Source organism: uncultured Roseobacter sp., assembly GCF_947495025.1.
GTDB lineage: Bacteria > Pseudomonadota > Alphaproteobacteria > Rhodobacterales > Rhodobacteraceae > Roseobacter.
Window position 1 is genome coordinate 481146 of record NZ_CANLXG010000001.1, and the last position, 15672, is coordinate 496817.

A 15672-nucleotide genomic window follows, 5' to 3' on the forward strand; every position below is an offset into this window, starting at 1 on the left:
TTTATGCGCTCCGGGTGTTTTTGCTGTTCATGGATTTCACATCCAGAACTTCGGGGCTCTGTGCCTCATGGGGGTGATCGCTGCCTGCATAGACGCGCAGGTTGGTCATGATCTGACGGCTCAGGCGGTTGCCTGGCAGCATCCGCTTGACCGCGAGGGTCACGACGCGCTCAGGATGCGCACCTTCGAGGATCTGTTCCTTGGTGCGGGATTTGATGCCGCCCGGGTGGCCGGTGTGCCAGTAATGGCTCTCGTGACGCTTGTTGCCGGTCAGCTGGATTTTCTCAGCGTTGATGACAATCACGTTGTCGCCCATATCCATGTGCGGTGTGAAGGACGGCTTGTGCTTGCCGCGCAGACGCTGTGCGACGATCGATGCAAGACGGCCCAGAACAACGCCCTCGGCGTCGATCAGGATCCATTTCTTGTCGATGTCTGCGGGTGTTGCAGAAAAGGTTTTCATGGACGGTTCCCCGTATAAGGTGAGAGGTGCCATCGTTACCTATGGCGCCGGAATTCGATTGGGGCGTTATAAACGAGCCAGTTATCGGGTCAAGCGACTTTGACCCAATAAATTTCAATGAAAACATGGTCTTAAAATATAGGTATTATATTACCCCATATTTCCACTATCAGATTCCCTGCCCCGCGACCGCATCAGGTAGCGCGGCACGGACAGATGCACCCGGACGGATCAGACGCCGATTTGTTCGGGCGGACTGTCCAGCAGCTGACGCAGACGCATGATCGCCGCCTCAAAGCTCTGCAGCGACACACCCGCATTGACCGCCAGCCGCACCGCATGGGGAGCGCGTGCATCGCGGCAGACAAACTCCTCGGCAGTACGGATCTGCACGCCCTGCTGTTCTGCGGCCTGACAAAAGGCGCCGGCCCGCCATCCCAGTGGCAGCCGCAGCCACAGGAAGGGCACGTTTGCACGCCAGACCACATCATACCCGCCGAGAATGTTCACGGCACTCTGAACATAGAGATTGAAGGCGTTGCGTGTCTCTTCGGCCAGGGCATCTATCTGCGGATGGCTCAGCAGCGATGCACAGAGGTCTATCAGCGGGGTGGCAAGCCCGAAGCAGTTGTATTCGGCCACGCGGCGCAGCTCTGGTGTCCGCCCCGCCGGCGCGATGGCGAAACCGATCCGCAGCGCGGGTGTGAGTGTTTTCGCAAGTGATGAGACATACCATCCCCGCTCCGGTGCCAGCATCCGGTAGGTCGGCGCCCGGTCGACGCGCATGCGGTAACAGTCATCCTCGACGATCTGCAGGTCATTGCGGCGGGCAACATCGGCCAGCGCGTCCCGTCGCGCCAGCGGGGTGAACACACCGGTCGGGTTATGAACTTCGGGTGATGTGCAGAAAATCTGCGCATCATGAGCGCGGGCGGCTTCGTCCAGCGCTTCGGGAATGACACCTTCGTCGTCCATGGCGACGGGCACCACATCCGCCCGAAGCAGTTCTGCCGCCCGTCTGAAGCCGGGATAGGACAACTCCTCGATCAGAACCGTGGGCCTGCGGCCCTGCAGGATCGTCTGAAAGATCAGCGACAGGCCGTTCTGGCCACCATGTGACAGTACAATGTCCTTTTCGCTGAAAGCACCAAGAGGCGTCCCCGCGAGCCACCGGACAACGGCCTCGCGCGCGGGCTGTGCGCCCGAGCGGCTTGGGTAATGCATCATGCCGGATGGCGGCTCATCCGCGATCTGACCCAGCAGTCTGCGGATCAGCCTGTCCTGCCCCACAGCAGGCAGATGCGGTGAAAACATACTGACTTTGTAGACATCTCCGTCTTTCTCAGCACGGTGGGAAATAACATCGACTTCAATAGGTTGCTCGTCAACTGGTACTGGCTTTTCCGGCGCGACAAAGGTACCCCGCCCGACACCGGCCACCAGTGCACCACTCTCCGTCAGAATGGTATAGGCCCGCGCGACCGTGCCCGGCGTTATCCTGAGTGTCCAGGCCAGCTCACGTACAGGAGGCAGCTTGTCCCCCGGTTTCAGCAGCCCCTGCCCGATCCCGTCCCGGATCAGCGCAACGACCGCTTTGTACTTGGGGCCATCGAAGGATTTCAGCTCAGGCTGCCAAATTGTACCCATTACAATATTTCCCTCGATTCTTTGTACCACTTTTTATATCAATACATCATAGCTGTTTCGCTATATTGTGTCAATACAATTAAAGGAGATTCCCATGACACAGGACATGACGCTGTCGCCCCGTACTCTGGATTACCTGAACCACACACGTTCTGTGCCGGTTCTGTCGATCCTGGCGGTCGAGTTCGCCGTCTGCCTGTCAAAATGGGCCACACGGCGACGCACCAGAAAAGCGCTGAAACAACTCAGCACCTGGCAGCTCGCAGACGTGGGACTGACACCAGCCGAAGCTGATACAGAGGCTTCCAAGGTGTTCTGGCGCGCATAACCTCCCCGGTATGCACACCAGACCTCTTCCCTGCGGCCGGGTTCGTCCTGGCCGCTTTTTTGTACCCGGCCGTCACTGACACCGGACCGGTGCGATCGCTGCAGCGACGACGGCTCAGTCCCGGCGCACGGTTTTCGGCAGCGAATAGGTCAGCGACGCGCGTGCGACCGGCCTGTCACCGCCTTCTGAGAAAATCAGTACGTCCGTAACAGACAGAGACTGGCCCAGCTTCAGCAGGCGCGCCTCGGCCAGAAGATCGGCACCAGCCACAGGTTTGCGCATAAAATCGATGGAGCAGTTTGTGGTAACAGCCAGCGCTTCGCGCCCGATATGTGCCATTGTCACCATATAGGCGGCCACATCAGCGAGCCCGAACATTGCCGGCCCCGACACCGTGTTGCCCGGCCGCAGGTGCTTTTCACCTGTCAGCAGCCGGGCCACCAAAAGCTCATCATCCAGCCGGTCTATGGCAAACTCGCCCCTGACCTGCGGAAAAACCTCATCAATAAAGGCCATCATTTCTTCTGCGTTGACTTTGATCGCCATGGCGCTCCCCTTCGTGTCTTGCGGGAAATTTGCAGGGATTTGACGCAGCGGCAAGCGACAGAGGCTGTGACCCTGCGTCATTGTTTCCGGATCGGGCCGGGTCCGTTTCCTGTTTGGCCCCTTATAAATCTGGCACGAATGTGACACATATAAGGCGAAGGTGATGACACCTTCTGCCATTTTTGGGTCGCCGCCCCGCGGAAGGTCCCTCCAGGTCAGCCTCTCACTGACCGACATGCCCGCAGCGGCGACCCCAAAAACCGGCTCACATCGTTCTCCTTATCTCACGGTCAGACCATCGCGCGTGTTGCGCACGCAGGCCGCCTGCCCTACATGGCGGGCATGACACAGGAACTCCACATCATCGGCGGCGGTATGGCCGGATCAGAAGCGGCATGGCAGGCCGCCAACCTTGGCGTCAGCGTCGTTCTGCATGAAATGCGCCCCGGCGTCGGCACCTTTGCCCACCAGACCGGCCTGCTGGGTGAGATGGTGTGCTCCAACTCGTTTCGCTCGGACGATCACGAACAGAACGCCGTTGGTCTGCTGCACTGGGAAATGCGCGAGGCCGGAGGTCTGATCATCGGAACGGCCGATAAACACCGTCTGCCTGCGGGCGGTGCGCTGGCCGTGGACCGCGATCCCTTTGCACAATCGGTAACGGACGCGCTGAAAGCGCACCCGAATATCCGCGTGGAATACGGCGAGATCACTGCCCTGCCCGAAGAGGGCAGCTGGATCATTGCAACCGGTCCGCTGACCTCATCCGCACTGGGCGCGGCCATCGCGGCAGAAACCGGCGCGGAAGCCCTGGCCTTTTTCGACGCGATCGCGCCCATCGTCTACTTCGACAGTATTGATATGAGCCGCGCCTGGATGCAGTCGCGCTATGACAAGGGTGAAACCGAAGAAGAACGCACGGCCTATCTGAACTGTCCGATGAACAGGGATCAGTATGAGGCGTTTATCGACGCACTGCTGGCGGCGGACAAAACCGAGTTCAAGGAAGGCGAAACAGCGGGCTATTTTGACGGCTGCCTGCCAATCGAAGTGATGGCCGAACGCGGGCGCGAGACCCTGCGGTTTGGCCCGATGAAGCCCGTCGGCCTGACAAACCCGCATGCGCCGGAGGAAAAACCCTGGGCCGTGGTGCAGTTGCGCCGCGACAACCAGCTGGGCACGCTCTACAACATTGTCGGCTTTCAGACCAAGATGAAGTACGGTGCGCAAACCGATGTATTTAAAATGATTCCCGGCCTTGAGAATGCGCGGTTCGCACGTCTGGGCGGCATCCACAGAAACACTTTTCTGAACTCTCCGACGCTGCTTGACGGTCAGATGCGTTTGCGGTCGCGCCCGAATATCCGTTTCGCCGGCCAGATCACCGGCGTCGAGGGTTACGTGGAATCCGCCGCCATGGGCATGCTGGCAGGACGGCTTGCTGCTGCCGAAATCCAGGGCCGTCACCTGGCGACGCCACCTGATACAACTGCCACCGGGGCGCTGATCACGCACATCTCAGGCGGAGCAGAGGCAAAGACCTTTCAGCCCATGAACGTGAATTTCGGCCTCTTTCCTCCTGTCGAGGGACTGAAGGGAGGTCGTCGCGGGCGCAAGGACCGGTACAGGGCTTATACCGACCGTGCAAAAACGGACTGGCACGGCTGGCTCGCGGGGGAACTGACGCCTGCATAAGACACCCGTCGGGTGGACAGGCAATGGTTTGCCCCGTTATACTCAGCAGCCATGAGTGAAACCTTTCTTGATAAAGTGTATGACGCGCGGGACGCAGATTCGACCCGCAGGCTCTACGACGACTGGTCCGACAGCTATGACAGCGAAGTCACGGGCCAGGGCTATGCAACGCCCGGTCGGTGCGCAGAGGCGCTCGCCTCCTTTACACAGGATTTTGCCGCACCTGTTCTGGATTTCGGCTGCGGCACCGGATTGTCGGGCGAGGCACTGACGGCTGCGGGTTTCACCACCATCGACGGTCTGGACCTGTCTCAGGAGATGCTCGACAACGCCGCAGCAAAGGGTGTCTACCGCAGCCTGCGCCGGATTGATGCGGACGGCGCGCTGTCCTTTCCGACCGGCAGCTACGACACGATTGCGGCCATCGGCGTGATCGGAGCTGGTGCGGCCCCTGTGAGCATGTTTCATGTTCTGATGAACGCGCTCGGATCCGGTGGAAAACTCGTATTCTCTTATAACGATCATGCGCTTGAGGATCCGGCCTATGAGGCGGCTCTGTGTGAATGGGTCGACTGCGGTGCCGCGAGGCTGCTTTTTCGTGAGCATGGCCCTCACCTGCCCGGAATTGACCTTAAGTCCAACGTTTACGTTGTTGAAAAAATGTGATTTTTACGACACGCTTTGCACCGTCTCCCACAGGGCCACTGCACCTTGGACATGCCTATTCCGCCCTTTTTGCTGACGCACTGGCACAGCAGAATAACGGCCGTTTTCTGCTCCGGATAGAAGACATAGATCAGTCCCGTGCAAGACAGGAATGGGAACAGCAGATTTTCGACGATCTGTCCTGGCTGGGGCTGTCATGGGACCGTCCGGTGCTGCGCCAGTCCGGAAATCTGCCCCGCTATCGCGCAGCACTCGAAGCTCTGTGGTCGCGCGGGCTGCTTTTTGTCTGCCACTGCAACCGGCGCGACATCGAACAGGCAGCCGCAGCGCCGCAGGAAGGCGCACCGCTGACCGGCCCTGACGGCCTTATCTACCCGGGCACCTGCCGTGATCTGCCCCGCGACACCAGAGCACCGTTGCCGTCCGGCAAAGCTCTCCGGCTGGATCTGAGGGCGGCAGCCCGGCATCTGCCTCCGGAAATCTCCTTTGAGGAAAAAGGCAAGGGGTCTGCGCCGCAGCGCATCACCTGCAAAACAGAAGATGTTGCCGCAAGAACCGGCGATGTGGTGCTCTGCCGCCGGGACATGGGCACGTCGTATCACCTGTCCGTGGTGCTGGATGACGCGATGCAGGAGATCACAGACGTCGTCCGGGGCGAAGATCTCTTTGATGCGACAGTAATCCATGTCGTGCTGCAGCACTTGCTGGACCTGCCGGTGCCGGTCTATCACCACCATCGGTTGATCCGCGATGATGCCGGCAAACGGCTTGCCAAGCGGGATGATGCGCGGGCGATCTCGTTTTTCCGGTCCGAAGGCGCCTCACCCGGCGATATCCGCGCGATGGTTGGGCTATGAACCGGTGGCGACCGGCGCGCTTGTGATCACCTCAACGCCGTCCCGCAGGTCGGTGTAAAAACAGCTGCGTCGGCCTGTATGACAGGCCGGGCCCGTCTGGCGGACCTGCAACAGCAGACAGTCACGGTCACAGTCGATCCGCAGACCGGTCAGTTCCTGTACATTCCCGCTGGTCTCCCCTTTGGCCCAGAACGACTGGCGGGACCGGCTCCAGTAGGTGACACGACCGGACGACAGGGTCTGCGTGATACTGTCCGCGTTCATCCAGGCCATCATCAGAACCTCGCCGGTTTCGGCATCCTGAGCGATCGCGGGAATAAGGCCGGCCTCGTTGTATTTCAGTGTGCCGGTATCAAAAGCCACCCGGTCGTCCGCTGTATCCTGCATCAGAAAATCCTTTTGCATCCGCCTGCTGCCCCCTATGTATGGAGTGAAGAGACCAAGGAAAACCACAAAGGCGCCCGATGTCCACAGATACCGATCTGATAAAGCTTTACTCCGGCCAGATCCTGGCGCTTGCCTCGGATATTCCCCACCACGCGCGGCTGGATGCACCGATGGCAACGGTGCGGCGTCGCTCGCCGCTGTGCGGATCATCAGTAACGGTGGATCTGTCTGTCGAAGACGGACGGATCAGCGCATTCGGTCAGGACGTGAAAGCCTGCGCCCTTGGCCAGGCCGCCGCAGCCGTAACGGGGGGGGCCGTCGTTGGCCGCAGCCTCGAAGAAATCCAGCGGGCACGCGACGAACTGCGCGCGATGCTGAAAGACGGCGGTCCTGTACCTTCGGATCCTTTTTCCGGGTTCAGGGTCCTGGAGCCTGCCCGCGACTATAAAAACCGCCATGCGTCCATCCTTCTGAGTATCGAAGCGACCGCCGAAGCCATGGCGCAGGCGCTGCAGTCTGACTGCGCCTGAGCGGACATTATCTATTTTTAAGTAAATTTCTGTCACGAGGGACCCGGAGCAAACCGCGGGGCCTCATGACCGTACATCAGCAGATCACCACGCCGGAACAAAGCAGGCGCCTGTCAGAAGCAGCCGCAGCAATCGGCTATGAAATTGTGGATATCGCGGGGTTCCTCGACCTCGTTGAGGAGCACGCGAAGTCCCAGCGCAGCTGCCTGCGTGTTCTCAATGACCGTGCCGCCGACATGACACAGGCCAATACGGACGTTCAGGAAGCCGTGGGCACAATGGCAGAAAGAACGGGGGAAACAGCGCGGGAGGTACAGACATCAGCAGGGCTGGTGCGGGCCACCAGCGAAAAGACACGCAACGTCGCGGAATGGGTCCATACACTGGCGGCGCGAACGGAATCCGTCAGCAGCACCATCACTGACGTGCGCACCAACAACCTGCAGATTGCGAGTATTGCAACTCAGGTCAACACGCTTGCGATCAATGCCAAGATTGAGGCGGCGCGGGCGGGCGATGCCGGGCGTGGCTTTGCCGTGGTTGCCGAAGCCATCAACGAATTGTCACGCCAGACGCGCGATGCAGCGGTGCAGATTTCAACAAATATCGAAGTTCTCACGGGCTGGATTGCGGAGCTGCGCGGGGAAGCAGGCGATATTGCCATCCAGGCGGTCGATGTTCTGGAAAACGCCGACAGCACGGATTCGGCTCTTTCACGCATCGAGCAGTCCATTTCAGAAGCGGACAGACAGGCACAGCGCATTTCCGGCCAGACCGGGCGTGTGGAAAACGCGATGACCGATTTCGTTCCGGCTTTGTCGGGTATCGGAAACGCCGTCGAAAGTACCGCCTCCGGAATCGAAGAGACTCATGAGCGGGTGCTGCGGCTGATAGATACCTCAGAAACAATTGTTCAGTGCACCGCCATGCTGAATACATCATCCGCGGACGGACCCTACATCGGACAGGTTCAGAAGCTGTCCCGTCGGATTGCTGACGCTCTGGAGAACGCCGTCAGTTCCGGACGGACTACGATGGAACGCCTGTTCGACCGGACATACCGGCCGGTCCCCGGAACAAACCCGGAGCAGTTCACCACACAGGCAGTTGACCTTCTCGACGAGCTGTTACCCCCCATTCAGGAACCTGCGCTGGACTTTGACAGCAGGATTGTCTTTTGCGCCGCAGTTGACGAGAACGGGTATCTGCCAACGCACAATATGAAGTTTTCGCACCCGCCCGGAGATGACCCTGTCTGGAACACCGCAAACTGTCGAAACCGCCGCATATTCGATGATCGGGTCGGCCTGAAAGCAGGGCGCAATCGGGAGCCGTTTCTGCTGCAGGTATACCGCAGGGACATGGGGGGCGGTGAATTCTGTATGATGAAGGACCTGTCAGCACCGATCACGGTAAATGGCAGGCACTGGGGCGGCCTGCGCCTAGCTTACACGTTCTGACAAAAAAAGTGCCGCACGTCCAGGGGACGGCGGCACAGTAAAAGCGTCTTTCATGTGGGATCCGGCGGAAAACGGGGGATCAGGAACAAGGCAGTAGAAATCCCCGGCACATGATTGGGGACAGTGCGGGTCTCCCGTCCGGCATGAAATCGCAGGCAGAAATCAGATAAAACTTGGCAGGTGCAGCCCGACAACGAGCATCACGACCAGAGCAGCGGCACCGGCAGCATCCTGAACCAGTGTAGAGTGCGACCTTGTCGCGACTGAAAGGATCATATTCAGAGTTGCCATGTCGTTCCTCCTGTTTGTTGCTACTTTGTTCTCATAAATTTAACTCTCTGTAAAGAACTAAATGGGAACTTTTGTGAACAAACCGCTATCCAACGGAAATAAGACGAATGGCTTCTTCCTGACTCATCAACCACAACAACACTCTGGCCGCCGCGCCGCGCCCGGTCTCCAGCCCCGGGTCATCGTGCAGCAGACGCCGCGCATCCGACTGCGCAATGGCCATCAGCCCGGCCTGACGCTCCGGGTCAGCAATGCGGAACCTGGGCATCCCAGACTGTGCAGTGCCGATTACGTCGCCGGCGCCACGCATCTTCAGGTCCGTGTCGGCAATTACAAACCCGTCCTCTGTTTCGCGCAGCACTTCCAGACGGCGCTGACCGCTGTCTGACAACGGAGGATGATACATCAGAAGGCAGGTTGATTCCGCAGCCCCGCGCCCGACCCGCCCCCGTAGCTGGTGCAGCTGCGCCAGGCCAAAGATCTCGGCCCGCTCGATCACCATGATGCTGGCCGAGGGGACATTGACACCAACTTCGATCACCGTCGTTGCCACAAGAACCCGGGTCTGCCCGGACTGGAACCGCGCCATGGCCGCGTCTTTTTCCTGAGCGGGCATCTGCCCGTGCACCAGGCCGACGTTGTCTTCTCCCAGTGCGGCCCGCAGCATCCTGAACCGCGCCTCGGCCGCCGTCAGGTCAACAGCTTCACTTTCCTCCACCAGAGGGCAGACCCAGTAACACTGACGCCCTTCGGCGATTGCATTGCGCAACCGTTCAGTGACCTCATCCAGCCGGGTGTCACTGATCAGCGCTGTTTTTACCGGCTTCCTGCCAGGCGGTTTTTCATCGAGCACCGACACGTCCATATCGCCGTACCGGGCAAGGGCCAGCGAACGCGGAATTGGCGTAGCAGTCATTACCAGGACATCTACCGCCTCTCCCTTTCTGCCGAGCTCAAGCCGCTGGCGCACCCCGAACCTGTGCTGCTCGTCTATCACCGCAACGCGCAGATCGGCGAAAACCACATCCGACTGAAAAACCGCATGTGTGCCGAGAAGTATATCAGTGTGCCCCCCGGCAAGCGCTGACAGTTTCCGCTTTCGTTCAGCGCCTTTGTCACGCCCCGTCAGAATTTCAACAGATACACCGGCCGTTGCGGCCATGTCGGCCAGGCTTTCCAGGTGCTGGCGCGCCAGGATCTCTGTCGGGGCCATCAATACCCCCTGCCCGCCCGCTTCAACCGCGCGCAGCAGGGCCAGAAAAGCAACAATGGTTTTGCCCGCCCCCACATCGCCCTGCAGGAGGCGGTTCATCCGCGTCGGCGCGGCCAGATCGGTGTTGATTTCCCTCACAGCCCGGGACTGTGCCGACGTGGGTTCATAGGGAAGCGACGACAGAACCCGCTGCTGCAGCTGTCCGTCGCCCTTTGTTCTGCGTCCCCTGCGCTGCCGGTCCCGCGCACGCGCCAGTGCCAGCGTAATCTGGTGGGCAAAAAGTTCATCATAGGCGAGCCGTTCACGCGCCGGCGCCGATATCTGCAGGGCGTCGTCCGAAAGCGGCGCATGGGCCTGCGACAGCGCCGCGGCAAAAGCAGGCCACCCACTGGTCGCCATCTGAGACGGATCGATCCATTCAGCAACCGTCGGCACACGTTCCAGCGCTGCGCGCGTGGCGCGGTACATCTGTTTCTGCGTGACACCCGACGTCAGCGGATAAACCGGCTCATACACCGGAATATCCCCGGCGACACCGGGGTCTGCGATGTGATCCGGGTGGACCATCTGCGGGACACCATCGAACACCTCGACCTTTCCGGAGACGAGCTTCTGCGATCCTTCCGGCAGAACTTTTTGCAGGTAATCCGCGCGGGAATGAAAAAAGACGATCTGGAAATCAGTTTCAGCATCCGACACCCGAATGCGATAAGCCCCCCCCCGGGACCGCGCAGGCTGATGGCCTCCGACCCGAACCTCAACGGTCGCAACACAGGGAAAATCACAGCCCAGCAGCGTGCCCCGGGGGCGTCGGTCGATCCCGGAATACGGCAGCGTCAGGAGCAGATCGCGCGCGGTTGCAATGCCCAGTGACTGCAGGTTCTGTGCTGTACGCGGGCCAATACCCGCAAGCGTTTCGGTCCCGGCGAATAATGGAAACAGAATTTCCGGACGACCGCTCATCGGTCGCCGATCAGCCTGAGCCACGCCTCTTCGTCCAGAACCGTGACGCCAAGAGCATTTGCCTTTGTCGCCTTGGAACCCGCTCCCGGTCCCGCGACCAGAATATCCGTCTTTGCCGAAACCGATCCCGAGACCTTTGCCCCGAGCTTTTCGGCACGCACCTTTGCTTCGGCTCGCGTCATTGTCTCGAGCGTTCCTGTGAAGACCACCGTCTTGCCTGTAACGGGACTGTCAGCAGTGCCAACACGCTCCGCCGGCAGGATCACAAGCTGCCCGGCCAGGCGTTCGATGGATGCGCGCTCGGACGGCTGGTTGAATGCGGTGATCAGCGACTGTGCCATCACGGCCCCGATGCCATCCACAGAATTCAGGTCCTCCCAGGCCGGTCCCGAAAGGTCGGCAGCACTGGTGACACCTTCCAGCAGAGCCTCCCATGTACCGTAATGCAGGGCAACCAGGCCGGATGCGGCTTCGCCCACGTATCTGATTCCCAGAGAAAAAATCAGGCGCGCCAGCGGGATCGTCCGTTTTTCGTCAATTGCATCAAACAGATTACCTGCCGATTTTTCGCCCCAGCCTTCGCGGTTGCGCAGCTGCCGGACGCCACTGCCATATTTTTCGCGAAGTCTGAATATATCCGCCGGCTCAGTGATCCAGCCGTCCCGATAGAACTGTTCAACCTGTCTGGCGCCCAGGCCTTCTATGTCAAAGGCCGACCGGGACACGAAATGCTTGAGTTTTTCGACAGCCTGTGCGGGACAGATCAGACCGCCTGTACAGCGCCGGACGGCATCGCCCTCATCGCGCACGGCGGCGCTCCCGCATTCAGGACACCTGTGCGGAAATTCGAATGTTTCCGCGCTGTCCGGACGCTGCGACAGATCCACGTCGGCGATTTTTGGTATCACATCGCCCGCCCGGTATACCTGTACCCAGTCGCCGGCTCTGATGTCCTTGCCATCGCGGATCGGCTGCCCCTTGCTGTCACGCCCGGCAATATAGTCTTCGTTGTGCAGCGTTGCGTTTGAAACAACAACACCGCCTACGGTCACAGGCGCCAGTCGGGCCACGGGTGACAAAGCGCCGGTGCGTCCGACCTGGATGTCGATCGCTTCGAGCCGGGTCCAGGCAAGCTCGGCCGGAAACTTGTGCGCCACGGCCCAGCGGGGCGTTGTCGACCGGAACCCCAGTCGTTCCTGGAGCGCGAGATCGTCTACTTTGTAAACAACACCATCAATATCATACCCGAGCGTCGCGCGTTGTGCCTCAATTCTCTGGTAATGCGCAATGAGCTCATCAGCCGTTTCGCACAGGTGCGTCAGAGGGTTCGTCCGGAAGCCAAGATCTTTCAGGCGCTTAATCGCACCGGTCTGTGTTTCAGCAAGGGGCGCGGACAGCTCTCCCCAGGCATATGCAAAAAACCGCAGCGGGCGCGTACGTGTAATCTCTGCGTCCAGCTGGCGCAGTGATCCGGCCGCAGCGTTTCGCGGGTTGGCGAAGAGTTTTCCGCCCGTCGCCTGCTGCCGCTCGTTAAGGTCCGCAAAATCCTCATGAGACATGTAGACCTCGCCCCGGACTTCAAGCACGTCTGGAGCACCTGAAAGAGCTGGCGGAATGTCCTTGATTGTACGCGCATTGGCTGTGACGTTTTCCCCAACGGCACCGTCACCACGGGTCGCCGCCTGTTCCAGCGCGCCGTTGATATACCGAAGGGACAATGACAGACCATCAATCTTTGGCTCTGCCGAAACTGCCATTTGTGCGTCATTGGCAAGCCCAAGGTACCTGCGGTTACGCTGCAGAAAATCCCACACGTCTTCATCGCTGAAAGCGTTGCCAAGCGACAGCATCGGAACAGCGTGGGTAACTTTCGAAAACGCATCCGAAGGTTTTGCGCCCACCTGTTCCGATGGGCTGTCCCCGCGTTTCAGATGCGGAAAAAGCGCTTCAAGTTCAGCGTTCCGCCGTTTTAGGCGATCATACTCAGCATCAGAAATTTCCGGCGCATCTTTGAGGTGGTAATTTTCGTTGGCTCTGGTGAGAAGCCCCGCCAGACGGTCCAGTTCTGTGCGGGCTTCTTCTTCGGTGAAACGGCTGATTTCCGGGTCGGACACGCGTCGGGGCCTCTGTCAGTCAAACTCTCTGACGTGATAAGCCTGCGACCGGATGTGGTCCAGTTTAATCGTGCGGTGGACCCTGAACGACAAAACCCGCCGCGGCAACGCGACGGGTTCGGCAGGTTAATGTGGGGAGCTTCAGGCGCCGACCGCAAGAGGTTGAGGATCATCCGCAATGCTCGGATCGGGATCACGCAGAACGTAGCCACGCCCCCAGACTGTCTCGATATAATTGTCGCCGCCTGTTGCCTGAGAAAGCTTCTTGCGCAGCTTGCAGATGAACACGTCGATAATTTTCAGTTCCGGCTCATCCATGCCACCGTAGAGGTGGTTGAGGAACATCTCTTTGGTCAGGGTTGTCCCCTTACGCAAAGACAGAAGTTCCAGCATCTGGTACTCTTTGCCGGTCAGATGGACCGACTTGTTTTCAACGCTTACTGTCTTGGCATCCAGATTGACAGAAATCAGACCGGTATCGATGACCGACTGCGAATGCCCCTTCGAGCGGCGGATAATTGCGTGAATACGGGCGACCAGTTCCTCGCGGTGAAACGGCTTGGTCAGGTAATCATCTGCACCAAATCCGAAACCCTTGATCTTGTTCTCGGTGTCATCAGCCCCGGACAGGATCAGAATAGGTGTTTCAATACGCGACAGACGCAGCTGGCGCAGCACCTCGTGACCGTTCATGTCGGGCAGATCCAGGTCCAGCAGTATCAGATCGTAGTCGTACAGCTTGGCGAGGTCGATCCCTTCTTCTCCAAGATCTGTCGCATATACGTTCAGATTGGCGTGTGTCAGCATCAGCTCAATGCTTTTCGAGGTCGTAGGGTCGTCTTCAACAAGCAGTACGCGCATCATTTTCTCCGCATCGGATGATCGTAGGTTCCTGCCATTAACCCTGACGAAAAAAGGTTAACCACACGTTACCGTCTGCTAAAAACATAACTTAACAACTCAAGGTTGTCTATATTTTTGTACACTTGTCGCCTTGAGCGCGTCCTCGCCGTGCTCGGATACGGCGCGCACCCATTCATGAAATTCGTCATCACTGATCGCGTAGCGCTTGAGGGCATCGCTCTGCGAAATCAGTCCATAGGCCACGCCGCGCACCACAGCCGCCTTGCGGGATGCAACCCAGCGACGGGTATTGGCCGGCGGCAGATCCGCCTGGGTCATGACGCTTCCGTCAGCCAGCGTAACGGAGCGTGGTCCATCTACTTTCTTGAGATACATACTGGTTACTCGTCTTTACTACTCATCCGCACCTTGACGCGGGTGCCTTAAAGACCCATGAAGCCGCCTCTTGAGAGTAATTAGGATTTTCCTATATTCGCTCATAAGTTCCGGAGACCACGATGCCGCTTGATCAGAATCAGCCCCTGAATTCCCTTGGGTTTGCCAAAACACCGGCTGAAACACGGGTCGTCGTTGCCATGTCCGGCGGCGTTGACAGCTCGGTTGTCGCTGCAATGCTGTCAGAACAGGGGTATGATGTGGTGGGTGTCACCCTTCAGCTGTACGACCATGGCGCAGCCCTTGCGAAAAAGGGCGCCTGCTGCGCAGGTATCGATATCCATGACGCACGCCGTGTCGCCGAGAAAATGGGGTTCCCGCATTACGTTCTGGATTATGAGAACATTTTTAAAGATGCGGTTATTGATGAGTTCGCCGACAGCTACCTGGCGGGCGCGACACCGGTGCCCTGCATCCGCTGCAACGAGCGGGTGAAATTCAAAGATCTGCTGGCCATGGCAAAGGATCTGGAGGCCGACTGCATGGCGACAGGCCACTATATCCAGCGGATCTCCGGCGAAAGCGGGCCGGAACTGCACACGGCTGCGGATTCGAGCCGCGACCAGAGTTACTTCCTGTTCTCGACAACACCGGCCCAGCTCGACTTTCTGCGCTTCCCGCTCGGGCATCTGCCGTCAAAGGATGACACCCGCGCGCTTGCCGAGAAATACGATCTCAGCGTGGCCGGCAAGCCGGACAGTCAGGACATCTGTTTTGTTCCGAACGGCGATTATGCCTCGGTTATCCGCAAACTGCGGCCCGAGGCGGCCGATCCCGGTGAAATCGTGCATGCGGACGGACGGGTTCTGGGCACGCATGAGGGCGTCATCCACTACACCATCGGTCAGCGCCGCGGCCTCGGGATCGGCGGGCTGGCGGATCCGCTCTATGTTGTCATGCTGGATGCGGACAACAAACAGGTTGTTGTCGGGCCCAAATCAATGCTCTCCACACGCACTGTGCCTGTCCGGGAGATCAACTGGCTGGGTGACGCACCCTTTGCGTCGCAGAGCGAATGGCACGTGGCTGTCAAAGTCCGTTCAACCCGTCCGCCCACCGACGCCATTATCCGCCCGGTCAGTGCGACAGAGGCAACGGTCGAGCTGATCACCCCCGAAGAAGGTGTCTCTCCGGGACAGGCCTGTGTTTTTTATGATCGCGACAGCAGCCGGATATTCGGCGGTGGATGGATTCACAAAGGCTGATCAGCAGC

The 15672-nt window shown here is 59.3% G+C and carries 16 protein-coding genes; 7 read left to right on the plus strand and 9 right to left on the minus strand.

The genetic code is table 11. From position 1 onward, the window contains the following. Position 1 precedes the first annotated feature (1 nt). The gene (rplM, locus tag Q0792_RS02345; RefSeq protein WP_298836024.1) at positions 2 to 463 is read right to left on the minus strand and encodes a 50S ribosomal protein L13; all 462 of its coding nucleotides are present in this window, start codon (positions 461 to 463) and stop codon (positions 2 to 4) included. Positions 464 to 694: 231 nt separating this feature from the next. Then, the gene (locus Q0792_RS02350; protein WP_298836026.1) at positions 695 to 2110 is read right to left on the minus strand and encodes a PLP-dependent aminotransferase family protein; all 1416 of its coding nucleotides are present in this window, start codon (positions 2108 to 2110) and stop codon (positions 695 to 697) included. Between the two features lie 94 nt (positions 2111 to 2204). Between Q0792_RS02350 and Q0792_RS02355 the strand changes: the two genes are divergently transcribed. Beyond that, positions 2205 to 2438, plus strand: coding sequence for a DUF1127 domain-containing protein (locus Q0792_RS02355; RefSeq protein WP_298836028.1), 234 nt, complete (start codon positions 2205 to 2207; stop codon positions 2436 to 2438). 114 nt (positions 2439 to 2552) lie between these two features. On the opposite strand, the gene Q0792_RS02360 is transcribed toward Q0792_RS02355, so the two are convergent. Beyond that, on the minus strand, positions 2553 to 2984 hold the full coding sequence (locus Q0792_RS02360) for a PaaI family thioesterase (protein ID WP_298836030.1): 432 nt from the start codon (positions 2982 to 2984) through the stop codon (positions 2553 to 2555). Between the two features lie 342 nt (positions 2985 to 3326). Between Q0792_RS02360 and trmFO the strand changes: the two genes are divergently transcribed. From trmFO to gluQRS, 3 genes are read left to right on the plus strand one after another with little or no spacing between them, the layout of a single operon-like run. Next, positions 3327 to 4679, plus strand: coding sequence for a methylenetetrahydrofolate--tRNA-(uracil(54)-C(5))-methyltransferase (FADH(2)-oxidizing) TrmFO (gene trmFO / locus Q0792_RS02365; RefSeq protein ID WP_298836032.1), 1353 nt, complete (start codon positions 3327 to 3329; stop codon positions 4677 to 4679). A 51-nt stretch (positions 4680 to 4730) separates the two neighbouring features. Continuing rightward, the gene (locus Q0792_RS02370; RefSeq protein ID WP_298836034.1) at positions 4731 to 5345 is read left to right on the plus strand and encodes a methyltransferase domain-containing protein; all 615 of its coding nucleotides are present in this window, start codon (positions 4731 to 4733) and stop codon (positions 5343 to 5345) included. Continuing rightward, entirely contained in the window at positions 5342 to 6202 is an 861-nt protein-coding gene (gene gluQRS / locus Q0792_RS02375; RefSeq protein ID WP_298836036.1) for a tRNA glutamyl-Q(34) synthetase GluQRS, read from the plus strand. The genes Q0792_RS02370 and gluQRS overlap by 4 nt, the downstream gene beginning before the upstream one ends. On the opposite strand, the gene hisI is transcribed toward gluQRS, so the two are convergent. Then, positions 6197 to 6589, minus strand: a complete 393-nt coding sequence (gene hisI / locus Q0792_RS02380) for a phosphoribosyl-AMP cyclohydrolase (protein ID WP_298836038.1) — start codon at positions 6587 to 6589, stop codon at positions 6197 to 6199. The two genes, gluQRS and hisI, sit on opposite strands and share 6 nt — an antisense overlap. A gap of 77 nt (positions 6590 to 6666) precedes the next feature. Between hisI and Q0792_RS02385 the strand changes: the two genes are divergently transcribed. Together Q0792_RS02385 and Q0792_RS02390 are read left to right on the plus strand one after the other, a co-directional pair. Then, on the plus strand, positions 6667 to 7119 hold the full coding sequence (locus Q0792_RS02385) for an iron-sulfur cluster assembly scaffold protein (protein WP_298836040.1): 453 nt from the start codon (positions 6667 to 6669) through the stop codon (positions 7117 to 7119). 65 nt (positions 7120 to 7184) lie between these two features. Beyond that, entirely contained in the window at positions 7185 to 8579 is a 1395-nt protein-coding gene (locus tag Q0792_RS02390) for a methyl-accepting chemotaxis protein (protein ID WP_298836041.1), read from the plus strand. A 162-nt stretch (positions 8580 to 8741) separates the two neighbouring features. Here the strand turns inward: Q0792_RS02390 and Q0792_RS02395 are convergent, their stop codons facing one another. The 5 genes from Q0792_RS02395 to Q0792_RS02415 form a co-directional block, all read right to left on the minus strand. Beyond that, a complete protein-coding gene (locus Q0792_RS02395) occupies positions 8742 to 8870 on the minus strand; it encodes a hypothetical protein (protein WP_298838678.1) in 129 nt (42 codons plus the stop codon). Between the two features lie 85 nt (positions 8871 to 8955). Then, entirely contained in the window at positions 8956 to 11046 is a 2091-nt protein-coding gene (gene recG, locus Q0792_RS02400) for an ATP-dependent DNA helicase RecG (RefSeq protein WP_298838573.1), read from the minus strand. After that, positions 11043 to 13160 carry an NAD-dependent DNA ligase LigA gene (gene ligA / locus Q0792_RS02405; RefSeq protein ID WP_298836043.1) on the minus strand — a complete coding sequence of 706 codons (2118 nt, stop codon included), beginning with the start codon at positions 13158 to 13160 and terminating at the stop codon, positions 11043 to 11045. Before ligA ends, recG begins: the two co-directional genes overlap by 4 nt. Before the next feature lie 141 nt (positions 13161 to 13301). Further along, positions 13302 to 14021 (minus strand): response regulator transcription factor CtrA, encoded by a 720-nt coding sequence (gene ctrA, locus Q0792_RS02410; RefSeq protein WP_298836045.1) that lies wholly within the window; start codon positions 14019 to 14021, stop codon positions 13302 to 13304. A gap of 99 nt (positions 14022 to 14120) precedes the next feature. Further along, a complete protein-coding gene (locus Q0792_RS02415) occupies positions 14121 to 14399 on the minus strand; it encodes a DUF1153 domain-containing protein (RefSeq protein ID WP_298836047.1) in 279 nt (92 codons plus the stop codon). A gap of 122 nt (positions 14400 to 14521) precedes the next feature. Between Q0792_RS02415 and mnmA the strand changes: the two genes are divergently transcribed. Further along, the gene (gene mnmA / locus Q0792_RS02420; protein ID WP_298836049.1) at positions 14522 to 15664 is read left to right on the plus strand and encodes a tRNA 2-thiouridine(34) synthase MnmA; all 1143 of its coding nucleotides are present in this window, start codon (positions 14522 to 14524) and stop codon (positions 15662 to 15664) included. Positions 15665 to 15672 lie beyond the last annotated feature (8 nt).